We start from the raw sequence: 23,434 nt of genomic DNA, 5'->3' as shown, positions 1-23,434 counted from the left end.
CTATGTTATTTGCGCAGCAGAATGTCGCGGATTCGATGATCGGCGGCCTTGCTTAATATGAGCTTGGCGCGGAAGCGGGTAGGCAATATATTTTCGACCAGATTGACCCGGTTGATGTCCCGCCAGATGTTCTTCGCCCTCCGAACCGCCTCTTCCTCGGTCAAGCTGGCATAGCGGTGGAAGTAGGAATCCGGATTGCGGAAGGCGGTGTCCCGCAGCAGACGAAAGCGCTCGATATACCATGTCTCCAGGTCATGCTCCTGCGCGTCGACATAGATGGAGAAATCGAAGAAGTCGCTGACGAACACGCTCGCTTCCTTGCTGACCTGCAGCACGTTGATTCCTTCGACAATCAGAATATCCGGCTGGCATACGGCAATGCGCTCCTCGGGGACAATGTCATAGGACAGATGCGAATAGACCGGCGCATGCACTTCGGTCTTGCCTGATTTAATATCCATCAGGAAGCGAAGGAGCCGCTTCGCATCGTAGCTCTCGGGAAATCCTTTCTTATTCATGATGCCCCGTTCCTCAAGCGTCCGGTTCGGGTACAGGAAGCCGTCCGTCGTCACGATGTCGACGCGGGGGTGTTCTTTATACTGGGACAGCAGCGCTTGGAGAAGCCTCGCGGTCGTGCTCTTCCCCGCTGCGACGCTGCCGGCAATCCCGATAATATAAGGTACGTTATCGGTGGCGGTGCCCAGGAAGGAAGATGACGACGCCTTCAAATGCTGCGCAGCGGTCACATAAATATGAAGGAGCTTCGTCAGTGGAAGATAGACCTCCTCCAATTCGTCCAGGGCGATACGCTCATTCAATCCCTTCAATTGATTGAACTGCTCGGGGGTAACCGACAGATGGGATTGGCCGTTCAAGCGGGCCCATTCTGACCGCTTCATTGTGATATAGGGACTAGGGTTATACATCGTTCTACCTCTCGCTCCGAGTAATGACTGCAACTGGAATTTAGATAAGATAATAGACTCACATATCATGTTCCAAAATGGGCGATCTTGTCAAGTAAGTTCGCCTTTCCGGCTGCCGGGAAGAGTCTGACGGAGGGGCGAAACCGATTGATTTCTTGCTTCGTATATGCTACATTCGGTTCATTCTTGGTTCGGAGCGAATCGCAAGCCAAATGCCCCGGCACGGGCCGCGGCATGGAAGGAAGGAGCATTGAACTTGTATAGAATCATGATCGTGGAAGACGATCCGAAAATCGCGCAATTATTGCAATCTCATATTGAAAAATACGGTGACAAAGGCATTATCGTCGACGAGTTCGATCGAGTGCTCGATACATTCCGGGACATTCAGCCGCATGTCGTCCTGCTGGACGTCAATCTGCCCAGCTTCGACGGTTATTATTGGTGCCGCCAGATCCGCACCGTCTCGACCTGTCCGATTCTGTTCATCTCGGCACGAAGCGGAGAGATGGATCAAGTGATGGCATTAGAGAATGGGGCGGATGATTATATTACGAAGCCGTTCCACTCGGAGATTGTGCTGGCGAAGATTCGCAGCACGCTGAGGCGGGTATACGGCGATTATGCGGTCAAGGCGGATGAGCGCACGCTGGAACGGTACGGGCTGGCGCTCTATCTTGAGCGGCTGGAGCTGCGTCTGGGCGAGAAGACGATTATGCTGACGAAGAAGGAAGCGATTCTGATCGAGACGCTGCTGGAGCGCTGTCCCCGCGCTGTCACCCGGGAGCTGATTCTGGACAAGCTGTGGGATGACTCGTTCGTCGATGACAACACGCTTAGCGTCAATATTACGCGGGTCCGCAAGAAGCTGGCGGAGCTCGGCATCGATGACGCCCTCGAGACCGTGCGCGGCGTCGGCTACCGGCTGAATGTGACCTGGGAAGCCCTATGAAGCTGTTCTGGCGTGAGCATCTTCCGTTGGCCGGATTCACCTGCGTCCAACTGCTGCTTGTCCTGCTTGTCTTCTGGTATGACGGTTATGATCGCCCGTTGACGGCGATGTATGCGATGTTCCTCGGCCTCTGCGTCTTCGCCCTATATCTCGGGTACCGCTATGCGACTCACCGGCTCATGTACAAGCGCCTGACCGATCCGCCGGCTTCGCTGACCTCCACGATTCAGCTCGCGGATGCGGCGCCGCTGTCCCGAGCGGTGGACGATACGATCGACCATCAATACCGCTACTATCAGCAGCAGTTGAAGGTGTGGGAGCGGAAGCAGCAGGATCATCTGGCCTTCATGAACCAATGGGTGCATCAGATGAAGACCCCGCTCTCGGTGATCGAGCTGATTACGCAGGATGCGGAGGATCCGAAGCTTGCCAGCATCTCGGAGGAGGCCGATCAGATGAAGCGCGGGCTTGACATGGTGCTTTATATGGCGCGGCTCGATACGTTCGAGCATGACTTCCATGTGGAGAAAAAATCATTGCGCGCCATCGTTCATGATGTTGTGCATGAGAACAAGCGCTATTTCATCCGCAGCTACGTCTATCCGGATATTCAGATTGGTCCGGAGCTGACGGTCGAGACGGATGTGAAGTGGCTGCGCTTCGTCCTGCAGCAGGTTGTGACGAACGCGATCAAATATTCCGCCGGCAGCCGCTCGAAAGTAACGGCCACGGCCTATACGGAGGGGCGGGCCGTCGTCCTGGAAGTGAAGGATCGCGGAGCCGGCATTCCGAAGCAGGATAGGAAGCGGGTGTTTCAGCCCTTTTTTACGGGGGAGAATGGACGGAAATATAAAGAATCGACCGGAATGGGGCTGTATTTGGCGAAGGAGATTCTCGACAAGCTGCATCATGAGATCGAACTGGAATCCGAGGAGGGCCAAGGCACGACGGTCCGGATTATTTTCCCGTTCGCCCGTACTTGAACGACCGATGAGGGAGCGATCCCTTGTCGGTTTTTTGTTCTGGGAACTATTATTTGGATCGAACCTTACAAAGCTGTAGACTTTTTGAAAGATTCGGCAATAGGACGAAAGGGAAAAGAGGATTACACTAGAATCATAAGCTCTACGCTCGCTACACTGGGCGTTCCAATGGATGCAAGTTATCGAATCAAGGAGGATGTGCACGTACGATGGAAATATTGCGAGTCAAGAACTTGAGCAAAATATACAAGGGAATGGTCTCTTTTGAAGCATTGTCCAATATTGATCTGTCAATTCAAAAGGGGGAGTTCGTCGGCATCATGGGCCCGTCCGGGAGCGGCAAGACGACGCTGCTCAATCTCGTGTCCACCATCGATGCTCCGACCTCGGGGGAGGTATGGGTTGACGGGAAGGATCCGCACAACTTGTCGATGGATGAGTTGGCCGTGTTCCGGCGGCGGGAGCTGGGCTTCGTGTTCCAGTCCTTCAACCTGCTTCAGACCTTGACCGTCAAGGAAAATATGATGCTGCCGCTGACGCTGGACGGCACAGACATTGCCACGATGCGGGAGCGGGCCGATCGGATCGCCGGCAAGCTGGGCATCGCCGACATCATGGATAAGCGCACCTACGAGATTTCGGGCGGCCAGGCGCAGCGCGCTGCCATCGCCCGCGCGCTCATTCATGGACCGAAGCTGGTGCTGGCCGATGAACCGACCGGGAACCTGGACTCCAAGGCGGCGCGCGACGTGATGGAGCTGTTGAGCCAGCTCAATAAGGAGGAGCAGGCGACGATGATGCTGGTTACCCATGATCCGGTGGCGGCGAGTTATTGCGACCGCGTCGTGTTCATCAAGGACGGCCGGCTCCACAACGAGGTGTACTGCGGTGACAGCCGATCCGCCTTCTACCAGAAGATTATTAATGTGCTGTCGCTGCTGGGAGGGAACGGCCATGAATTTTCGCCAATTCGCGTATAACAACATCGTCCGCAACAAACGGACGTACATTGCTCATTTTCTAAGCAGCGCGTTCTCGGTCATGATCTTCTTCACCTATGCCCTGCTGCTGTTCCATCCGGATCTGCAGGGCCAGCTCCGCTCGACAAGCGAGACGATGAGCATGCTCGGCACGATGGGGATGAGAGTCTCGCAGATTATGATTTTTGTGTTCTCGTTTATTTATTTGTTCTATTCAGTGGGCGCCTTTCTGAAAAACCGCAAAAAAGAATTCGGGCTTCTACTCGTGCTCGGCATCTCGCGCCGGCAGCTGAGGCAGCTAATCTTTATCGAGAACATGATTATCGGCACCGCCGCCATCGTGACCGGCATCGCGGTCGGGTTGATCTTCGCGAAGCTGACGCTGTTGATTTGTGCGAAGATGCTTGTCATCTACGAAGGGCTGCGCTTCTATATACCACTGCAGGCGATCTGGACGACCGCGGGCGCCTTCCTGGTGCTGTTCCTGCTCATCGCACTGTTCACGTCTCGAATCCGCAAGACGGAGCAGCTGGTAGAGCTGTTGAAGTCGGAGGACAAGCCTAAGCCCGAGCCGAAGGCTTCGCTGTGGCTCTCTTTGCTGGCGGCCGTTCTTATCGGACTTGGCTACTTCTGCGTCATGGTGTTCGCCGTTGAGCGAATTTTCTCGTTCGTGCTGCTATTCGGCGGGGTCGCGCTCGTCGTGGCCGGCACCTACTGGCTGTTCACACAGGTAAGCGTGTATGCGATCCGCGCTTTGAAGAAGCGCGAGCGGCTTTATTTTCATAAGACGAATCTGCTGACGCTGTCGGAGCTCGCATACCGGATGAAGGATAATGCGGTCATGTTCTTCATGGTTGCCGTTATCTCTGCCGTCGCGTTCACCGGCATCGGCACCTCGATGTCGATCGGCGATCCCGGCTTACAGGAGATGAAGAATCCGTATGCCTTCACCTATATTTCCAGTCAAGGCAACGATCGCGAGCAGGAGCATCTCACCGCCATCGAGAAGCGGCTGTCCGAAGCGAATTTCACGTTCCGGATGGGCAGGGTTTCCCCGTGGTATTCCGATAACGGCCTGCTCATTATGAAGCTCAGCGAATATAACGGCCTGGCTGCCGCCCTCGGCTATGAAGCGGAGACGTTGGGTGACGATGAGGCGATGCTCGTCCCGACGAGCGTCAACCTGCAGAACCAATACAAGAACGCGTCTGCGGAAGACTACGGGCCGGTAGACATTGTGGAAGGGGACTGGACCGCTGATTTCCGCATCGCGAAGCTGGGAACACACATTGTCTATCCGGAATACAGCATGCTCCTGGTGGTAAGCGACGCGAGCTTCGATCGCATCCCCGGCGTGAACGAGGCTTCCGTAACTTATTTCCTGTTCGTCGTCGACCATTGGGAGAAATCGAAAACCGTCTCGCAGCAGCTGCTGGATCAGTTTGAGAAGGATGCGGAGGAGCAGCCGGACCGGAATTTCATGCTGCACGCCCATATCTTTGACTGGCTTCAGATGAAGCAGGGGAACGGGCTGCTGCTGATCGTCAGCGTGCTGGTCGGAATCGTATTTTTCACCTTCGCGGCAAGCCTGCTCTACTTCCGGCTGTATGCCGACCTGGATCGGGATGAGCGGCAGTATCAAATGATTGCGAAGGTTGGCTTGAGCCGCAAGGAGCTGAAAAAGATGGTGACGCGCCAACTGCTGCTTATGTTTTTCCTGCCGATTCTCGTCGCCGTCATTCACAGCAGCGTCGCTTTCACTGCGCTGCAGCAGATTGTTAGCTTTCCTGTGGCATCGTCGGCTGTCATTATCTTTATTAGCTTCCTTTCGATGCAGACGCTTTATTTCTTTGTTGTCCGCTGGCGGTATTTGAATCATTTATATGGGAAAATCAAGTGAGGCGGCGGCTAGGGGCGAGGCTTAATAGCTTTGCAGGGCGCGGAATCGCTTGGGAAGACGAGGAAGAGGAGAGTGAGGGAGAGCGATTCATGATAGGAATTCGAGGCTGGAAAAAAGGACTCGCCGCCATACTAGCCATTAGCGTACTTAGCGCTTGCAGCCTATTCGGCGGGCCGAAGGAGGAGCCGCGGAACGGCATTCTGCTTGTCGGGGAGAAGGCCGCCCTGGAACAAGTGGCGGAGCAGCATCGCGATGCCATCGCGGCTAGCGAGATGTATCCGGTCAAGAGATCGGAGACGGAAGAGAAGCAGCTCTTGGTCCTGAGCCGGACGATCGCCGACAGCGTCGTGAAGACCGGCATTATCCGCAAGGCGGATAACAAGGATGATGTCTGGAGCTCCGATCCGATCATGTCGCTGCCGGATGCCGAAGCGGATCAGGCGCTTCTGCTCGGGCACCCGACGATGAAGGATGTGAAGCGGCTGAACGTCGGCGGACAGGAGATCAGTCTCGCTTACGGGAGCCAACAGCTGGATCGGACATGTGCGCAATACCGCCTATGCCGAACTGATATTGGTCTTCGATGACGCGGCCTATGGGCAGTTGGCCATCCCGGAGACGCAGTTGGCCCTGCTCCTTCTGAAGCAACAGTCATACGGAGAGACGAAGGACGGCTGGATGGAGCCGCCCCCGGATCGGGTGCTGGCCAATACCGAGTGGCTGAAGCTGACGAAGGATATGAAGGCAAGCGCAGACCACCTGGAAGGCGTGACGATCATCACGCAGAATCAAGAGTGAAGAAGGCCGCCGGCAAGGGGCGGTCTTTTGTTATGGCTTCAGAATGTATAATGTTAAGGAGCGAGAGCCTTTACTATATACAGTCAGGATGAGGGAAAGGCAAAGGAGGAGCGAGGCGGATGAAGCGGTAGGCCGGAGCAGAGGGCGCGCCGGATGGGAAAACTGCATTTCTGCAGTTATTTTTGCTGTAATAACATATATTTTGGATAATTGATGCAAAAATACATCTTTTTCGATGGTTTCTACTGCTTTTAGAGTGATATGGACGAAATTGATGTATTTGCGCAGGAATTCCATTACGGTGTAGGCTCGATCACATTAAAACTGCGGTTTTGCAGGCTTTTTGGGGCAAGCCGAGCCGAGATGAGCCAGAAGAACCGGATTAGCTGAACTAACTTCGCCCTCAGGCGCACCATCTCGATGCTGAGGAGATAGTTGGCATCGGGTCGATCGGGCATGCGGAAGGACACCTCCATCGGATTGGTGTCCGCCTCGTCCTTGCCGGGCAACGGCTTGAGGCTGACCGTGGCCACGCTCCCGGCCTGGATGTCCCCGGAAGGGAGGGAGGAGATGAGATCGAAGCCGTCCGTCTCCATCGAACCGCTTGCCCGTCCGGGAACGATAATCGTCTGCGGCGATCGCGATGCCGCGCGGCAGCCCGGGCGAAGCCCGCAGCTCATCCGGGCGGACGATCGTATCGGTCAATGCCGCGATGCCGGTTCCGCCGCCATCGGCTCCGCAGCGGAGGTCACAACCGCAGCGGCAGGATTGGCCTCCGCCCCGGAAGGAAGGCGGTCTGCTGCCGGTCCGGGGCCGAATTGGCTGCCGCAAACAGACAGCGCCATGAATGGGACGGCCCGAGGCATATCGCCGGATATGGCGGTTGCCCGTAGGCAATTCCGTGCAGCAAGAACGGATTCCGCTTGCCAATCGGTTCGCCACGAGTTATAATTCAGACCAATCGGTCTTTTTTTATTTATCAGGGAGGAGATGGCATGCGTAAGGGAGAACAGACGAAGGAGCATATTGTGAGCCAAGCCGCCAAGCTATTTAACCGGCAAGGCTTTCATGGTTCATCGATTACGGATATTATGCGGGAGACGGGGCTGCGGAAGGGCGGCATCTATAATCATTTTGCCAACAAGGATGAATTGGCGCTGCAGGCATTCGATTATGCGGTCGAGCTGATGAGAGAGCGCTACCTGCAGGCGATTGCAGGGAAGACATCGGCCTGCGAGCAGCTGATATCCTTGTTCTCCGTATACAATGAGATTGTCGAAAATCCGCCGCTCGAAGGGGGATGCCCGCTTCTGAATACCGCCATCGATACGGATGACACGCATCCGGCCCTCAAGGAGAAGGCGCGGACGGCCATGGATAGGTGGCGCGGGCTATTGCGTTCCATCATTCGCTCGGGCATCGATACGGGAGAGTTCCGGGCTGACGCCGATTCGGAGTCGGTCATTATACTTCTGACCGCGGCGTTCGAGGGTGGAGTGATGATCAGCAAGCTGTATGACAACAGTGAATATATGCGGGTCACCGTCAGACAGATGGCGCAGTATATAACGACGGAATTAATGGTTACCGGTGAACGGACGCTGTAGGAGGCGTCCTCTCTTTTGACAAAAAAACAGACCGTTCGGTCTCGAGTCGGAAGGCCGGCAAGTCTGTGTGCATGGTCCGATGCTGTCCAACCGGCTGCGTTGAGAGAAGACGCTCGAAGGAGCGGAGGGAGAAACAGGGGGAGCCGATCCTGCCTAGCGATGAAGATAGCGATGAAGATAGCGATGAAGATGAAGGAGGAGAAGCAATAAATGAAACGAAGACGAGTCGGCATATTCGTGTATGACGGCGCAGATCATTTGGATATTGCCGGACCGGCTGAAGTCTTATCGTTAGCATCGAAGTATAAGGCAGAGCAGTTGCTGATGCTATATCACAGCAAGCTGATGCCGACGAGACCGTTCCATGTATGCACCATATCCGCCGCAGGCCAGCCGATACAGACGCACACCGGTGTCCGGATTCATCCCGATTACAGCTTCGCCGACGCGCCCGAGCTTGATATCCTTATCATTCCCGGCGGATCGTTCCTGGCCGTCAAGGCGCTAAGCGGTAATCGGGAAGTGGCGAACTGGATCAAGCGGCATCAGAATGTTGAGTATATTTGTTCCGTCTGTACAGGCAGTTTCATTCTGAATGAGGCCGGTCTGCTGGACGGGAAGCGGGTCACGACGCATCATCTGGCTGCCGACATGCTGCAGCGGAGCAATGCCTCCCTGCAAGTGGAATCCAAGAGCAAAATCGTTCACGATGGCCATATCGTCACGTCCGGTGGTGTCACCTCAGGCATCAATATGGCGCTCTATCTCGTCAGGTTAATCCTAGGGGACAGGGCGGCGGCTCGGACAGCGGCGTATATCGAGTTCTCCGAGCCTGCCACCGATTATAGCGGCTTGACGAAGCCATAGGCCCTATCCTTCAAGAAGCCCAGCTTCTCATAGAAGCGGTGCGCGTCGCTGCGCCAGGTGCTGGAGAAGAGCATGACGCTGTGGCAGCCGCGCTCCTGTGCCGCTTGCTCCACCGCTTGGACGAGCATTTGTCCGATGCCGGAACGATGGAACTCCTCGGTTACAATCATATTTTCCAGCACCATGAACGGGCGGCAGTTCCCGGTCAGATCCTGGCATGTAATGCCCATTACCGAACCGACGAGCCGTCCCGATTCATGCACGGCGCCGAGCAGCAAGTAATCCGGGTGGTCCCGGAGCAGGGCGAATTTCTCCCGCAGCCGTTCCCGGTTCGTCGCGCTGCCGTCCAGCTCGGTATATAATGAGGCCAAGTCCTCAAGGTGATCGGCCGTAATGGGGGCAATTCGAATCATAGTTTCAGGCTCCTCTCTCCATGATCTCCGCTGCCAATGTTTGGCACACGATGACTCCATTGTAGTCACTCGCAGCCTGTCACGCAACACCCATTCGCAACACAAGGCGGCACATAGGCGCACATCATGGTTAGAAGAGCCGCTGCAAGCAGACAAAATGCGCTCCCCGCCGGACTGCCGGCTGGAAGCGCATTTGTGTCAGGGATTCATTAGTGGCTGCACGGAACAGTCGCGCCTAGCGGCCGCCCCATCTGAGCCAGGCGGCAAGGCGGGAAGGGTTGCCTATTCATCGGGCTGCAGGCTTGGGATCGCCGTGAAGAACACGTCGAGAAGATCTTTATGGAACGTCTGCCTGACATACTCCGTTATCTGTTCGAGTTCCAGTTCCGAAGTGTATTCGAGCACGGGGCGCCCCTCGCATTTTAACACCCGGCAGTTATATTTTTCCCTCACCTGATCGATAATGACATCCTGATTTACAGCAGCGGATCCCATTACTTCGATTGCCATGCCTTTTCCTCCTTAATGAGCTGCGTAGGGCCATGATATATGCCCTTTCTATCAAGTTCCTCGCTTATTGTCTGTGATGGATATCATAGAATGGGAGTGCTCCGCGAATCGCGAAATGGGCATGTTGCGACAGGGACTGACTATTGTTGACTTTTGCGTCCTGCCTTCTTATATTAATACTAACTCTAAAATGGAGAGCCGCTATGGCCCGCCAAGGATGGTTGACGGCTGGGCGCCGGACAATCGGCGGAATTACGCCCGCAAGCGGATCATCATCTGGCGGATCCGGGAGCCATCGCCGTCCGGAGGAGCGCGGCTTCCGCATGGAAGGCTTCGTCCGAAGCGGATCCCGCGGTGATGCCGGCACCATATGCGGACAGGAAGGACGGCTATGAGGCCGCCGAAGAGGAGTTTATTGGCAAAGGAGTGTGTGCGGCGTGCAGTCATGTGAAGACAACGGTTCCGTCGATGACGGAAAGACAATGACCTTTGCGGATGATGAATTGGGACAATTTTGCGAGACAACCCGGCGGATCGTGATCGTCAGCCCTTTCCCGGCTACGATCCGCTCGCTGTTCGTCGCGTTAACGATACACTGTAATGATGTGCTGCTCTTCCACCAGGAGCATGATCCGATGCTGCAGACGATGAACAGTGATCTGGTCATCGTCGATCGGACGAAGGCGGTTCCGGCTGACCCGTCGGCCACCATCCCGGGCAGCCATGGCGCCATCCTTCTGCTTCAGGGCGAAGGCTCGGAGAAGGGGCCGGATGAGCAGGGCAGGGAAGTGATGATCTGGCCTTGTCCGATCGAATCGGCATTGTCGCGAATCGAAGAGCTGGCCAGCCGGAACGCTGCCCAGCCGGCGGTGGCGGGCAGCGAGCTGCTGCGCTTCAAGGATGTCGTCGTCGATCTGAAGCGCATCACGGTGCATCAGGCGGGCAACAAGATCGAGCTGACACGAACCGAGTTCGATGTGCTGAAGGGGCTGCTGCTGAATGGCGGCGGCGTCATGACCCGGCAGCAGATAATGGAGTTCGTCTGGGGCGAATCGTATATGGGCGGCAGCAATTCGATCGATGTTCATATCAAGAGTCTGCGCCAGAAGCTCGGCGACGCGCCGAAGCATCCGAAGTATATTGTCACGGTCCGGGGAATCGGCTACCGGATAGCCGATTAACAACTATCGCGAGCATCTTCATGAACCCTTCATGATTCCTTCATGAAGGGTTCATTGTGTCTTCATCAAGCCTTCATGATGAACGGAGGCGGCAGATGATAAGATAGGTTCTGCAAGCAAGAACCCATTATGAGGATTCCATATCACTCGATAGAAGATGGAGATGATTCGATGTACAAGACGGTCATAGTCGGAACGGGACCTGCCGGATTGACGGCGGCGATTTATCTGGCCCGTGCGAACCTGAATCCGTTGATTATAGAAGGTCCGGAGCCTGGAGGCCAGTTGACGACGACGACGGAAGTGGAGAACTTCCCCGGCTTCCCGGATGGGATTATGGGGCCGGAGCTGATGGACAATATGCGCAAGCAGGCCGAGCGCTTCGGCGCGGAATTCCGCACCGGCTGGGTCACGGCAGCGGATCTGTCCAAGCGGCCGTTCACATTGTCCGTCGAAGGGGTGGGCGAGATTCAGGCCGAGTCGCTTATTATATCGACAGGGGCCTCCGCGAAGTATCTCGGCATTCCGGGCGAGCGCGATAACGTCGGCCGCGGCGTCAGCACATGCGCCACATGCGACGGGTTCTTCTTCCGCGACAAGAAGATTGTCGTCATCGGCGGCGGCGACTCCGCAATGGAGGAAGCCAGCTTCCTGACGCGCTTCGCTTCGGAAGTGGTGCTGGTCAACCGTCGTACAGAACTGCGAGCCTCCAAGATTATGCAGGATCGGGCGCGCCAGAACAGCAAGATTCGCTGGTCCCTGAACCGGACCCCGCTGGAAGTGATGGCGGGCGAGCATGGCGTTACCGGCCTGAAGGTGCGCAATAATGAGACCGGCGAGGAGGAGATTATCGCGACGGACGGTATCTTCGTGGCAATCGGCCATACGCCGAACACGAAGTTCCTGGCCGGCCAGCTTGATGCCGGTGAGCAGGGCTATCTGCTGGTTAAGCCGGGCACGACCGAGACGAACATTCCCGGCGTATTCGCCTGCGGGGATGTGCAGGACAATCGGTACCGTCAGGCGATTAGCGCCGCAGGAACGGGCTGTATGGCAGCGCTGGATTGCGAGCGTTACTTGGAGAGCGCAGAGAGTGCAGAGAGCGCGGGCGCTCCGGCAGCGGTACGAGCGTAAGCTGCCCGGGGCCGGCGCTGCGAGCGAAGCCTGTGCGGGGCACATCATGGAGCGGGCCGCGGGAACAAAGACAAGCGGAGAGCGAGTAAAGGAGAGAGATCATGGAGGAGAAAGTGATTATCTATACGAGCACCTATTGCCAATATTGCTCACATGTCAAAAAGTTCCTCGGCGAGCGCAACGTCGACTTCGAAGAGCGGAACATCGACAAGGATGAGAAGTATGCCGAAGAGCTGTGGAATACCGGCTTGCGGGCGGTACCGGTAACACTCGTCGGGGAGACGATGATTCTCGGCTTCAACCAGATTCAACTGAATCAAGCGTTGGCCGCTCGCGAATAATCGGGGAGCGGCGGAAGGCCTATGCAGCCTTGCATAGATACGACAGCGACGGAATCCGCTCTATGGGCGGATTTCTCCTTATATATAAAGATGACAGAGATGCAGCACTTGCTGGAGCTGTGGATTGGAGGCGATCATATGAATGCAGCAACTTTACTACTATTCGGAGCGACGGGCGATTTGGCGAAGCGCAAAATCTATCCGCCCTGTTCAACCTGCATCTTGACCGCAAGCTGCCCGCCGGCTTCTCCATATTCGGCATGGGCCGCAGTGCGTGGAATGACGCGGACTTCCGCCGTCGCGTAGCGCAATCGATAAGCGACTTCTCCCGCCTGCCGGCGGCGGACGAGGCGGAGTTGAACGCGTTCCTGGATCGGTTCCGCTTCTGCCGCCTGAACGCGGCGGCTCCCGAAGACTTCGCGCGGCTGCAGGAGCAGGTGCGGGCGCGCGAGCAAGAGCTTGGCATCGCCGAGAACCGGATGTTCTATCTCTCGGTTGCGCCAGAGCTGTTCGAGCCGATCGTCCGCCACATTCATGAGAGCGGCTTGAGCCGCGCATCCGGCTGGAAGCGACTCCTGATCGAGAAGCCGTTCGGCCGCGATCTGGCATCGGCCCGCGCGCTGAATGCGCTGCTGGGCAGCGTATTCAGCGAGGAGGAAATCTTCCGGATCGATCATTATCTCGGCAAGCGGATGGTGCAAAATCTGCAGAAGCTTGAATATACGAATCCGATGCTCCAGGCCGTCTGGAAAAACCAATACATCGCCAATGTGCAGATTACGGCGAGCGAGACGGCCGGCGTAGAAGAGCGCGCGGCCTATTACGACGAAGCCGGCGCTATTCGCGACATGGTGCAGAATCATCTGCTCCAAGTGTTGGCGATGTTCGCCATGCAGCTTCCCCGCCGCGGCATGGCGGCGGATATGGCGGACAAGAAGCGCGCGTTGCTGGCCTCGATGCGGCCGCTGCTGAAGGAAGAAGCCGAACACTCCATCGTACGCGGCCAATATGCGGCGGGGGCGATGGGCGGACAGCCGGTGCCGGCCTACCGGGATGAGCCTGGGATCGGGGAAGGCTCCAGCAATGATACGTATATAGCGGCGCGCATCATGATCGATGATTATTTGTGGCAGGGGGTTCCCTTCTACCTGCGGACCGGCAAGCGGATGGCGGAGAAGGCGACCCGCATCGTGGTTGAATTCAAGGATCCGCTGGACAAATACAGCCGCACGAACGAGCTGACCGCGCCGAATCTGCTGATTATCGACATCGGGCCGCATGAAGGCATCTCCTTCCAGTTGAATGTGAAGGATGGTCAGCACCGCTTCAAGCCGGACCCGGTTCGTCTTCACTACGCGGCGGATCAGGGCGGCGTTCCCGAAGCCTATGAGAATCTGATGGAAGGGGCCATTCAGGGGGATGCCACGTTCTTCGCCCGCTGGGACGAAGTAGAGCTATCCTGGAAATGGATACAGCCGGTACTGGAAGCCTTCGCGGAGAATCGGGTGCCGCTGCGCTTCTATAAGGCGGGCAGCGACGGCCCGGAAGCGGCCCAGCGCCTGCTGGAGGAGGGCGGCTTCCACTGGTGGCCGCTGACCGGACCCGAAGCGGATCCGAATCGGGACGCGGACGAGTCCCGAACGGAACGCGAGGCGGTCTATGAAGCGGCGCGATAAGCGGGCGGAGGTACCCGGTCTCCGGTATTCCCGCGGATAGAGCGGTGAGGAGGGGCCGGCGCTACAGTGCTGCGAAGCAAGCAGCGCCGGATGTCAGCGAACGGTTCTCGCCACAGCGCCGCAAGTCATCGGCCTCCAGGAGAGTGCAATGGCTTGCGGCGCTGCGTCGTTCTATCGGATCGATAAGGCCGCAGCGATCGGGTAATGATCCGACGCCACCGAACGGACGACCTCGCGCCGTGTGCCGGTGGCGATGCCTTCGTTGACGAGAATATAGTCGATCGTCTCCGTGGCCCCGCCGGCGGGGTAGGTATAGGCCGCGGGAAAATCGGCGAACACATTGCGGAACGAGCGGGACATCGCGGCGAGCTCCGGACTGTCCGGATGGGCGTTGAAGTCGCCTGTCAGGATGGCCGGTCCGGTCTGTCTGGCGGCGATTTCGCGAATCTCCGCTATCTGTGCAAGCCGTTCCTGCTGCTCCAAGCCGAGATGGGTGACATAGAAGCATACTCTCGTATCCTGAACGACCAGTTCGGTCTCCAGCAATCCCCGCTGTTCCTGGCCGCCGCTGTCCAGCAAGTAATGCTGATGATGTACAATCGGATACTTGCTCAGGACGGCAATGCCGTACTGTCTCCGTTCGGTCCGCCCCGGCTCGGGATCGCCGTCCAGGTTGGCGCCATACGCATACTGCATCCCCAAGCGTGCGGCCAATACCGTAATCGTATCCTCGTATTTGCTCCGCCTGTCGAAATGGCGGTCGACCTCCTGCAAGCCGACGACGTCGGCGCCCGCCCTGCGGATAACGCCCGCAATCCGCGCCGGATCATACCGGTCATCCATTCCGCGCCCATGCTGAATGTTGTACGACATGACGGTAAGCGATGCTGTACCTTGTGTCATGAACTCCCCCCTGAATTGTAGCGTAGTCTCCTCTACTGCTAACGTTCGCACAGATGATGACCGCCGTCAATGGGTCGGATCCAGCCTTTTTTTGCGGAGCTGCGGCCCTGTACAATATTTTGGAAAAATTTTATTTTCGGCACGAGGAAATTTGTGGGCGGCAGCGAATTACATTCGTACAAAACAGAAAATTGGAGATTCCCGTTCCTGGAAAAAGACAGAATCATTCCGCTCGAAGTCATTTGGGGATGTGGCGATTGAAAGGGGATACTCATATGCATTTGAAGCAAATTGACTTGTTCGATTTCGCCTTCAACAATGCGTCTATCGGAATGTCGATCGTGTCTCTGAAGGGCCGGTTCATTCAAGTCAACCGTGCCTTGTGCAGCATGCTCGGTTACGATGAGCGAGAACTGCTGGCATTGAATTTTCAGTCGATCACCCATCAGGATGATCTCGAGGAGAACCTGGAGTACATCTACCAGCTCTTGAACATGAAGATCGAAGCGTACCGTATGGAAAAGCGGTACATACATAAGCAAGGGCATCCGGTATGGTGCTTGGTCAACGTCTCGATTGTGCATAACCAGAAAGGAGAGCCCGTTTTTTTGTTCTCGCAGTTCAACGATATTACGGCCGAGAAAATGACGGAAATCGCACAGCGAAAAACGGAAAGGGTGCTGCGGGAGAAGGAGGAGTCGTTCCGCATCCTGCTGGAGGAGCTGCCGCTCGCCGTCATCATTACCCGGCACGGGATCTGCCAGTACGTCAACCGGGCGGGAATACAATTGATCGGCGCGCGCGGCCCCGAGGAAGTATTGGGCGTATCCACGAATGAGTTCGTCGATCCGAGCAATCATGACAAGATCGGGGACAGACGGCGAAGATACCGTCAGGGAGGGAAGCTGGGCACGGTCAAATATAAGCTCCGCTGCTATGACGGAGAGATTAAATTTGCGGAGGGCGTCTCGATACCGACAACATTTCTCGGCGAAGAGGCGGTGATTGGCGTATTTCAGGATGTGACGGAGCGGAAGAAGGAAGAGGAGCGTATCATCCAGTCGGAGAAGCTATCGATCGTCGGGCAGCTGGCCGCGGGAATCGCTCATGAAATACGCAACCCCATCACCTCGATCAACGGCTTTCTCAAGTTGCTGCGATCCTTGAAGACGGAGAAGGAGCAATATTACGACATCATCGAATCGGAGCTGAAAAGCATTGAGCTCATCTGCAACGAGCTGCTTATTTTGGCGAAGCCGAATATGGTGACGACCCGGCGCACGAATCTGGCGCAGCTGCTGGAGCAGAGCATCGCGCTGATGAGCGCCCAGGCGACGATGAAGAACAGCACGATTGCTGCCGATCTTCCGCCGTGGGAGATATGGCTGCACTGCGAGCCGAATCAGATCAAGCAGGTGTTCGTCAATTTAATTAAAAATGCGATCGAAGCGATTCCGGACGGCGGACATATTTATATAGGCGCAGCGGTGAGAGACGGATTTGCGCTGATTACGATTGAAGACGAGGGCTGCGGCATTCCTCCGGAGAAGCTGGAGATGCTGGGCCAGCCGTTCTATACGACGAAGGATTCCGGGACGGGTCTCGGTCTGATGGTCAGCTACAACATTCTGGACAATCACGGGGGGAGCATATCGGTGGACAGCCTGCCGCAGCAGGGGACGACCTTTACGGTGGCTCTGCCGATCCTCGATGAGTAGGGACGGCGGCGGATTGAGCGGAGCAGAGAGCTGGGCAGATCCGATAGGCAGACGAATAAGGCTGACGAAGCACTTCCGAAGCGCAGGATGGATACGCGCCGACGGAGGTGCTTTTTGCCGCAATCGCGGATCCGGGACTAGTTCAAATTTCATCTATCCGTTATATTGATATATAGTACTGCCATTTTTGTAAAAATAGGCTAGAAAACGCGAGGTGACCAAGATAGCACACGGTCTCAAACTATTCTTTTTGCCCAATCGGCCCTATCAATTAAAGACGCTTATCCTGCTGCTCGTAACTATTGTGGTGGCTCTGTCTCTCATTTTGACCGGGATCCTTATCGCGAACGACTATGCGGCCGCAACCCAGAGAAGCCAGGAGGAGAGGGCGCAAGCCATCGCAAGCGCGGTCGGCCAGACTCCGGCCATTCTGGACAGTCTGCGCAACGGAACCTATGGCGGCCCCGTCCAGACTTATACGATGAAAGTGAAAGCGGATACAAACGTGGAGTACATCGTGGTCATGGATATGAACAGCGTTCGCCTGTCTCATCCCAATGAAGAGATGATTGGCCGCGCGTTTATCGGAGGAGATGAAGGGCCGGCCCTGGAAGGGAAAAGTTATACGTCCGTTGCAGTCGGTACGTTAGGAGAGTCGATGCGCGCCTTTATGCCGATTTGGGACGGGGGAGAGCAGCTTGGCGCAGTGGCGGTCGGGATAGCCAAGGATAAAATCAATGACGCGGTATGGCGCAGTCAACAGATCATCCTTCTCGGCATGGGGGTAGGCTTGGCGGCAGGCTTGATAGGGGCGCTCCTGCTGGCGCAGAAGGTCAAGCGCTCGATGTACGGCCTGGAGCCGGTTGAAATCGCGAAGCTGCTGGAGGAAAAGGAAGCGATGCTCGCTTCCGTTCGCGAAGGAGTCGTCGCTGTGGATGAACGGGGGATCATGGTGGTAGCCAATCGGGCCGCGCGGGATATGTTCAAGCGGGCGGGGCTTCCCGCCGATCCGATTGGACAACATGTGCGGGATTACATGCCTGCATCCAAATTGCAGGACGTGCTGGTCCACCAAAGAATAGAGCTGGATCAGCAGCAAACCTTGAACAATCTGGAAATCGTCGTGAACTGCGTTCCTGTCAAGGCTGCCGGCAAGCTGGTGGGCGCATTGGCTACGTTCCGGGACAAAACGGAGCTGACGAGCATGCTGGAGCAATTATCGGGCGCCAAAAATTATGCGGAAAGCCTGAGAGTCCACACCCATGAGTTCATGAATAAGCTTCATGTTATAACCGCTATGGTGCATACGGAATCGTACAAGGAGCTTCAGGCGTATATTAAGCAGATTTCCCATCATTATCAACAGGATGTGGGCTGGGTCTCCAACCAGGTGAAAGACCCGGTGTTAGCGGGATATTTGCTGAATAAGCTCAGCTTCCTGCAAGAGCATGACGTCGAAGTGACGCTGACCGGGCGGGAAGCGTGGCCTGCCATTACGCGGCCGGATGTTCTTGACACGCTGATCACCATTATCGGGAATACGCTGGACAACGCCTATGAAGCGATAGCCGGGCAGGAGGACAAAGAAGTCATGGTGGAACTGTCTTCTACGATGGAAGGCTGGCTGGAGTGGACGGTGCGGGATAATGGCCCGGGTCTGGCGGAGGAGCTTGCCGGGGAGATCCGCAAAGGGAATTCGACCAAAGGTGAGGGACGGGGGTACGGTCTGCATCTGATCTACAAAGCGGCGGCAGACACGGACGGAACGGTGCATATATCTTCACGGAAAGGAGACGGGATGACATTGACGGTGCGCATTCCATACCAGGCATGATTCAGGTCTTGATTATTGAAGATGATCCGATGGTAGCGAAGTTCAACGGGATGTATGTGGACAAGGTGCCGGGCTTCGCATTGGCGGGAACGGCCGGCGGAATCGAAGCAGGCTGGGAGATTCTGCAGAGCAGAAAAATCGATCTAGTGTTGCTTGATGTGTATATGGCGAACAAGAACGGACTTGATCTGCTCGTCGATGTAAGGAAAGCCAACCTTGCAATTGATGTTATCGTGGTCTCTTCTGCGAATGACCAAGCTTCCGTACAAACGGCTCTTCGATACGGGGCCGTTGATTATTTGATCAAGCCCTTTGATTTTGAGCGGTTCCAAGCGGCGCTCATGCGGTACAAGTATAGATGCATCCATATGCGGAAGGAAGGCATTCAGCAAGAAGAGCTTGATGCGTTGTTTTATCCGGGGGGCGGGAATAAAGGATGGGTTGAGGAGAGCCTGCCAAAAGGGATTACGAAAGAAACGTTTCTTCGCGTCCTGCGCGAGATTAATAAGCTGGAGGGCTGGTTCTCCACGGCAGCTTTGGCCGAGTTGACAGGGATTTCACGAGTGTCTCTGCGCAAATATCTCCGCTTCCTGGAGGAAAGCAACACACTGCTCAGCGATGTCAGCTATCAAGGCAGCGGCCGCCCGCTTCAGCAGTATAAGCTCAGCGCAGAAGGGCTTGATTATGTGCTTTCTATTTTGCAAAAATCCAATTAAATTACTAGACGGGTGAGCTCGTGTGCTGGGGCGGCGAGCTTTTTTTTCGTCCCAGGCACTTTTTTTAGTTACAAAAGCCATGACATTAGTTAAAAAATGTATACAGATAAATAAATCTGTAAGAAAATTGGACGAAAACGCTTACAAATGGGGGATGAATGATGAAGCAATTGGTAGTATCCGCTTGGCGTAGCCTGTGGGCACAGCACAAGCGAACGAAAGAGGTATTGACGGTCTCCGGCCAGGCGGCGGCTCAGGTTCAACCTATCGTCAAGCCGAACAAACCGTATGCCACAGCTCAGCTCGTCGGATTTCTACTGGGGCCTGCTTTGTTTATGTTTACGATGCTATTTTTTCAACCCGAGGGGTTGTCTGCGGAAGGGAGATCCGTGCTCGCCGTTACGTTATGGATTTCTGCATGGTGGATTACCGAGGCGATTCCGATACCGGCTACTTCTCTGCTGCCGCTAATCCTGCTTCCTGTCACGGGGGCGATGCAAGGCAATGTGGTCGCCTCATCCTACGGCAACGATATTATTTTCTTGTTCCTGGGCGGCTTTTTTATCGCCACCGCGATGGAGAAGTGGAATTTGCACAAAAGAATGTCTCTGTCGATTATCGCGGTAATCGGTACAAGCACGCAGCGCATCCTGCTAGGCTTTATGGCCGCCACCGGATTTTTGTCGATGTGGGTGTCCAATACGGCAGCCGTGATGATGATGATCCCGATGGGATTGGCGATTACGGCTCAGATCGCGAGCACATTGGCAGGCAAGCCGGAAGAGAAGGAGTTGCCGAAATTTGAGAAGTCCCTTATTTTTGGGATCGGCTATGCAGGGACGATCGGCGGGCTCGGAACACTGATCGGCACTCCGCCCAACATAATTCTTGTCGCCCAGATGAATGAGCTGTTCGGCATTACGATCTCCTTTGCCCAGTGGATGCTGTTTGGCGTTCCCGTCGTCATGCTCATGCTCTTTTTTACGTGGCTTTATTTGGGGAAAATGAAGTTCAGAACATCGATCCGCCAGCTTCCGGGCGGAAGAGAGTTAATTGAGAGCGAACGCAGCAAGCTTGGCAAAACCACCTTTGAAGAAGGCATGGTTGGACTCGTGCTCGTCTTTGCTGCTTTTATGTGGATCACGCGCGAGTTTTTATGGGTGGAGGGCGGTTGGTTCATGGCCATTCCCGGCATCTCGGACGGTATGATTGCGATTATGGCCGCAGCCCTTTTGTTTATCATTCCGGCCAAAGCAGGATCAGGCTCCCGCATTTTGAATTGGAGTGATTCCAAGGACATTCCGTGGGGCGTGCTCCTTCTGTTCGGAGGCGGTCTAGCGATTGCGGCAGGCTTCCGCTCCAGCGGTCTGTCTGACTGGATGGGCGAACAGTTGACGATGCTTGACGGTTACCATCTCATTGTTATTATTTCATGCGCTACGCTTCTCATTATGATGATGACCGAGATCACGTCCAATACGGCAACCGCGACGATGATCCTGCCTGTTGTAGCCGCGCTCGCAATCGCCTTAGGCATTCATCCGTTCGCTCTTATGATCCCGTGCGCCATGGCGGCGAACTGCGCCTTCATGCTTCCTGTCGGCACGCCGCCCAATGCGATCATATTCGGTACGGGCAAATTAAAGATTATGGACATGGTCCGGGCCGGATTTTCCGTTAACGTATTCGCCACACTTATTATAATCCTTGCCGTCTATTATTTAATGCCGATCGTCTTCGGGATTGATCTGAACGTTATTCCCGACAATTTGTTGACCAAGGCGCAGGGCTAGGTTTCGATTCTGCGAAAAGCCAAAGAGCCGAAGCGTTGCGTGCAGCCCTTGGCTCCAGAGCTTTCATTAGCTGCTTGTACTAATTGTTGGCCGAACCGGTTCCTTTGCGGAGCCGGTTTTTTGTTGGGTGTATTCTGCCGGGGACGCAGAAGGCCCGCCTTCGTGACTGGGTGCATTGGATGCGGGGCACACTTGACAGAAGGAAATAAATATAATATCTTTAATTCGAGATATTAACTGGTGTAATTGATTTATACTGAGATAAAAAGGAGAGATCCATATGACTTTGCATACGGCAGGGATTCATCATATTACCGCTTTTGCCCGCGATCCGCAGGCGAACGTTGACTTTTATGCCGGCGTTCTCGGCTTGCGGCTTGTCAAGAAGACGATTAACTTCGATGCGCCGGAAGTATACCATTTGTATTTCGGGAACGAGGCGGGCGGTCCGGGGACGATCATTACGTTCTTCCCGTGGCCGGATTCCCGCAGAGGCCGCATCGGGGGCGGTCAGGTCGGCATGACGACGTATGTCGTTCCGCCGGGCGCACTGGACTTCTGGGAAGCGCGGCTGAGACGGTTCGGCATGTCCGTCATGAGTGGCCGCCGCTTCGGGGAGAACTACGTGCAATTTACAGACAATGAAGGCTTGCGGCTGGAACTGGTGGAACGGGAGGAAGGCCCGACCAGCCAATGGTCGTTCGGCGGAATTCCGGCGGACAAGGCGATCAAGGGCTTCGGTGGAGCGGTACTGTTCAGCGTACATGCCAATGAGACGATGAACGTGCTGGAGCATGTGCTCGGCTTGACCCGAGTCGGGGAGGATGCCGGATTCGTCCGCTTCCGGGCGGCCGGGGAGCTAGGCAATCTGATTGATATTCCGAAGTCGGACATGGAGCCGGGAGTCGGGGGCGCAGGGACCGTGCACCATATCGCCTGGCGTGCCCGCGATTACGAGGAGCATGCGGAGTGGCGGAGCAAGGTGGAGCAGAGCGGCTATCATCCAACGCCGATCGTCGACCGCCAATATTTCAACGCTGTCTACTTCCGGGAGAGCGGCGGGATTCTGTTCGAGATTGCGACGGATCCGCCAGGCTTCACGCGCGATGAACCGTTCGAGTCGCTTGGAGAGAGCCTGATGCTGCCGGAATGGTTCGAGCCGCACCGCACCCAGATTGAAGCGAACCTGCTGCCGATTGAAGTAAGACCGCTCAAGGAGGGAGAGGCATGAGACATTTGTACGAAAAAGGGACGGACGAATCGGCCCCGACGCTGGTGCTGCTGCACGGGACGGGCGGTTCGGAGCGCGATCTGGTGCCGCTGGCCCGGATGATCTCGCCGGGTTCGGCAGTGCTCAGCCTTCGCGGCAATGTGCTGGAGAATGGGATGCCGCGCTTCTTCCGGCGGCTCGCGGAAGGCGTCTTCGATGAAGAGGATCTTCTGTTCCGGACGGGGGAAGTGAACACATTCCTGGATCAAGCGGCGGAACAGTACGGCTTCGATCGGCGCAATCTCGTGGCCGTCGGATATTCCAATGGCGCGAATATCGCCGCCAGCCTGCTGTTCCATATTCAGGAGGCATGGGCTGGCGCCATTCTCCACCATCCTATGGTACCGCGCCGCGGCGTCGTGCTTCCCGATCTGAGCGGGATCCCTGTCTTTATCGGGGCAGGCAAGAACGACCCGATCTGCTCGCCGCAGGAGACGGAGGAGCTGGAAGAACTGCTGGGCGGAGCTGGCGCCGACGTGACCGTTCATTGGGAGCGATATGGCCATCAATTGACCTCTAGCGAGGCGGAGGCGGCAGCGGACTGGTTCCGCGACAAGTTTTTGCCGTAAGGCCGTAAGGGAGTATCGAAATTGCCTATCGATGATTGAGCACATGGGGCTGTCTTCTACGCAGTGGTAAGCTACTGTGAGACAGCCCCAGCTTGTGAATTTGGAGTACCGCGTTTTGCCGGACATGACCAATTATTCATTCCTTACTCAGAATTGGAGGTGACGGTCGGTTCGCTTTGTTTCGTTCCGCTGATTTGGTGCTGTCTGATTCTACTTTGATTTTGTTGATTCCACGCTGATTTTCCTCTGAATCTCGCTGACAGTCTCTGACCCTTAGTGATGCTAACTGCTCCTGACTGACTCCTTGCTGCTTCTCACTGATTCTCGCTGTACCTCGCTGACTGCTGATTGATTCTCGCTGTA

The 23,434-nt window shown here is 55.8% G+C and carries 24 protein-coding genes and 1 pseudogene; 20 read left to right on the top strand and 5 right to left on the bottom strand.

Annotation, left to right across the window (positions count from 1 at the left end; all coding sequences use genetic code 11):
- Nucleotides 1–5 precede the first annotated feature (5 nt).
- The gene (coaA, locus tag DQX05_RS25230; protein WP_119796104.1) at nucleotides 6–926 is read right to left on the bottom strand and encodes a type I pantothenate kinase; all 921 of its coding nucleotides are present in this window, start codon (nucleotides 924–926) and stop codon (nucleotides 6–8) included.
- Between the two features lie 256 nt (nucleotides 927–1,182).
- Here coaA and DQX05_RS25225 point away from each other — a divergent pair, with 256 nt between their 5' ends.
- From DQX05_RS25225 to DQX05_RS25200, 6 genes are all read left to right on the top strand, one after another.
- Complete coding sequence (locus tag DQX05_RS25225; RefSeq protein WP_119796128.1) at nucleotides 1,183–1,878, top strand: response regulator transcription factor; 696 nt, start codon at nucleotides 1,183–1,185, stop codon at nucleotides 1,876–1,878.
- Entirely contained in the window at nucleotides 1,875–2,861 is a 987-nt protein-coding gene (locus tag DQX05_RS25220; RefSeq protein ID WP_119796103.1) for a sensor histidine kinase, read from the top strand. The genes DQX05_RS25225 and DQX05_RS25220 overlap by 4 nt, the downstream gene beginning before the upstream one ends.
- Before the next feature lie 209 nt (nucleotides 2,862–3,070).
- Nucleotides 3,071–3,841, top strand: coding sequence for an ABC transporter ATP-binding protein (locus DQX05_RS25215; protein WP_119796102.1), 771 nt, complete (start codon nucleotides 3,071–3,073; stop codon nucleotides 3,839–3,841).
- A complete protein-coding gene (locus DQX05_RS25210) occupies nucleotides 3,816–5,741 on the top strand; it encodes an ABC transporter permease (protein ID WP_119796101.1) in 1,926 nt (641 codons plus the stop codon). The genes DQX05_RS25215 and DQX05_RS25210 overlap by 26 nt, the downstream gene beginning before the upstream one ends.
- An 89-nt stretch (nucleotides 5,742–5,830) precedes the next feature.
- Nucleotides 5,831–6,328, top strand: a complete 498-nt coding sequence (locus tag DQX05_RS25205) for a lipoprotein BA_5634 family protein (protein WP_119796100.1) — start codon at nucleotides 5,831–5,833, stop codon at nucleotides 6,326–6,328.
- Nucleotides 6,285–6,539, top strand: coding sequence for a hypothetical protein (locus DQX05_RS25200; protein ID WP_119796099.1), 255 nt, complete (start codon nucleotides 6,285–6,287; stop codon nucleotides 6,537–6,539). The genes DQX05_RS25205 and DQX05_RS25200 overlap by 44 nt, the downstream gene beginning before the upstream one ends.
- A 296-nt stretch (nucleotides 6,540–6,835) precedes the next feature.
- Here the strand turns inward: DQX05_RS25200 and DQX05_RS30395 are convergent, their stop codons facing one another.
- On the bottom strand, nucleotides 6,836–7,135 hold the full coding sequence (locus DQX05_RS30395; RefSeq protein WP_147385230.1) for a hypothetical protein: 300 nt from the start codon (nucleotides 7,133–7,135) through the stop codon (nucleotides 6,836–6,838).
- Here DQX05_RS30395 and DQX05_RS25195 point away from each other — a divergent pair.
- The 3 genes from DQX05_RS25195 to DQX05_RS25180 all read left to right on the top strand — a co-directional run bounded on the left by DQX05_RS25195 (nucleotide 7,110) and on the right by DQX05_RS25180 (nucleotide 9,013).
- Nucleotides 7,110–7,490, top strand: a complete 381-nt coding sequence (locus DQX05_RS25195) for a hypothetical protein (RefSeq protein WP_147385229.1) — start codon at nucleotides 7,110–7,112, stop codon at nucleotides 7,488–7,490. The genes DQX05_RS30395 and DQX05_RS25195 overlap by 26 nt on opposite strands.
- A 44-nt stretch (nucleotides 7,491–7,534) precedes the next feature.
- The gene (locus tag DQX05_RS25190) at nucleotides 7,535–8,146 is read left to right on the top strand and encodes a TetR/AcrR family transcriptional regulator (RefSeq protein WP_119796097.1); all 612 of its coding nucleotides are present in this window, start codon (nucleotides 7,535–7,537) and stop codon (nucleotides 8,144–8,146) included.
- A 210-nt stretch (nucleotides 8,147–8,356) separates the two neighbouring features.
- On the top strand, nucleotides 8,357–9,013 hold the full coding sequence (locus DQX05_RS25180) for a DJ-1/PfpI family protein (protein ID WP_119796095.1): 657 nt from the start codon (nucleotides 8,357–8,359) through the stop codon (nucleotides 9,011–9,013).
- Here DQX05_RS25180 and DQX05_RS25175 read toward each other — a convergent pair.
- Nucleotides 8,989–9,426, bottom strand: coding sequence for a GNAT family N-acetyltransferase (locus DQX05_RS25175; RefSeq protein ID WP_119796094.1), 438 nt, complete (start codon nucleotides 9,424–9,426; stop codon nucleotides 8,989–8,991). The genes DQX05_RS25180 and DQX05_RS25175 overlap by 25 nt on opposite strands.
- A gap of 282 nt (nucleotides 9,427–9,708) precedes the next feature.
- Nucleotides 9,709–9,936 carry a hypothetical protein gene (locus DQX05_RS25170; protein WP_119796093.1) on the bottom strand — a complete coding sequence of 76 codons (228 nt, stop codon included), beginning with the start codon at nucleotides 9,934–9,936 and terminating at the stop codon, nucleotides 9,709–9,711.
- A 203-nt stretch (nucleotides 9,937–10,139) separates the two neighbouring features.
- Here DQX05_RS25170 and DQX05_RS25165 point away from each other — a divergent pair, with 203 nt between their 5' ends.
- The 5 genes and pseudogenes from DQX05_RS25165 (at nucleotide 10,140) to zwf (ending at nucleotide 14,268) form a co-directional block, all read left to right on the top strand.
- The gene (locus DQX05_RS25165) at nucleotides 10,140–10,331 is read left to right on the top strand and encodes a hypothetical protein (protein WP_119796092.1); all 192 of its coding nucleotides are present in this window, start codon (nucleotides 10,140–10,142) and stop codon (nucleotides 10,329–10,331) included.
- A gap of 42 nt (nucleotides 10,332–10,373) precedes the next feature.
- The gene (locus DQX05_RS25160; protein ID WP_119796091.1) at nucleotides 10,374–11,117 is read left to right on the top strand and encodes a winged helix-turn-helix domain-containing protein; all 744 of its coding nucleotides are present in this window, start codon (nucleotides 10,374–10,376) and stop codon (nucleotides 11,115–11,117) included.
- Between the two features lie 171 nt (nucleotides 11,118–11,288).
- Complete coding sequence (gene trxB / locus DQX05_RS25155) at nucleotides 11,289–12,251, top strand: thioredoxin-disulfide reductase (protein ID WP_119796090.1); 963 nt, start codon at nucleotides 11,289–11,291, stop codon at nucleotides 12,249–12,251.
- A 101-nt stretch (nucleotides 12,252–12,352) separates the two neighbouring features.
- The gene (locus DQX05_RS25150) at nucleotides 12,353–12,592 is read left to right on the top strand and encodes a glutaredoxin family protein (protein WP_119796089.1); all 240 of its coding nucleotides are present in this window, start codon (nucleotides 12,353–12,355) and stop codon (nucleotides 12,590–12,592) included.
- A 138-nt stretch (nucleotides 12,593–12,730) separates the two neighbouring features.
- A pseudogene (zwf, locus tag DQX05_RS25145) lies at nucleotides 12,731–14,268 on the top strand (glucose-6-phosphate dehydrogenase).
- 171 nt (nucleotides 14,269–14,439) lie between these two features.
- Here the strand turns inward: zwf and DQX05_RS25140 are convergent.
- A complete protein-coding gene (locus tag DQX05_RS25140) occupies nucleotides 14,440–15,171 on the bottom strand; it encodes an endonuclease/exonuclease/phosphatase family protein (protein WP_119796088.1) in 732 nt (243 codons plus the stop codon).
- 275 nt (nucleotides 15,172–15,446) lie between these two features.
- Between DQX05_RS25140 and DQX05_RS25135 the strand changes: the two genes are divergently transcribed.
- The 6 genes from DQX05_RS25135 to DQX05_RS25110 all read left to right on the top strand — a co-directional run bounded on the left by DQX05_RS25135 (nucleotide 15,447) and on the right by DQX05_RS25110 (nucleotide 23,071).
- A complete protein-coding gene (locus DQX05_RS25135) occupies nucleotides 15,447–16,889 on the top strand; it encodes a PAS domain S-box protein (RefSeq protein WP_119796087.1) in 1,443 nt (480 codons plus the stop codon).
- 214 nt (nucleotides 16,890–17,103) lie between these two features.
- The gene (gene dcuS / locus DQX05_RS25130; protein WP_259392221.1) at nucleotides 17,104–18,723 is read left to right on the top strand and encodes a DcuS/MalK family sensor histidine kinase; all 1,620 of its coding nucleotides are present in this window, start codon (nucleotides 17,104–17,106) and stop codon (nucleotides 18,721–18,723) included.
- 8 nt (nucleotides 18,724–18,731) lie between these two features.
- Nucleotides 18,732–19,439, top strand: coding sequence for a response regulator (locus DQX05_RS25125; protein ID WP_310735700.1), 708 nt, complete (start codon nucleotides 18,732–18,734; stop codon nucleotides 19,437–19,439).
- A gap of 161 nt (nucleotides 19,440–19,600) precedes the next feature.
- On the top strand, nucleotides 19,601–21,232 hold the full coding sequence (locus DQX05_RS25120; protein WP_119796085.1) for an SLC13 family permease: 1,632 nt from the start codon (nucleotides 19,601–19,603) through the stop codon (nucleotides 21,230–21,232).
- Between the two features lie 280 nt (nucleotides 21,233–21,512).
- Nucleotides 21,513–22,463, top strand: a complete 951-nt coding sequence (locus DQX05_RS25115) for a ring-cleaving dioxygenase (RefSeq protein ID WP_119796084.1) — start codon at nucleotides 21,513–21,515, stop codon at nucleotides 22,461–22,463.
- Nucleotides 22,460–23,071, top strand: coding sequence for an alpha/beta hydrolase (locus DQX05_RS25110; protein WP_119796083.1), 612 nt, complete (start codon nucleotides 22,460–22,462; stop codon nucleotides 23,069–23,071). Before DQX05_RS25115 ends, DQX05_RS25110 begins: the two co-directional genes overlap by 4 nt.
- Nucleotides 23,072–23,434 lie beyond the last annotated feature (363 nt).

This window comes from Paenibacillus thiaminolyticus (genome assembly GCF_003591545.1).
In the GTDB taxonomy this organism is placed as follows: domain Bacteria; phylum Bacillota; class Bacilli; order Paenibacillales; family Paenibacillaceae; genus Paenibacillus_B; species Paenibacillus_B thiaminolyticus_A.
Note: the sequence above shows the minus strand (reverse complement) of the source record. Positions and strands in the feature narration are given on the sequence as shown.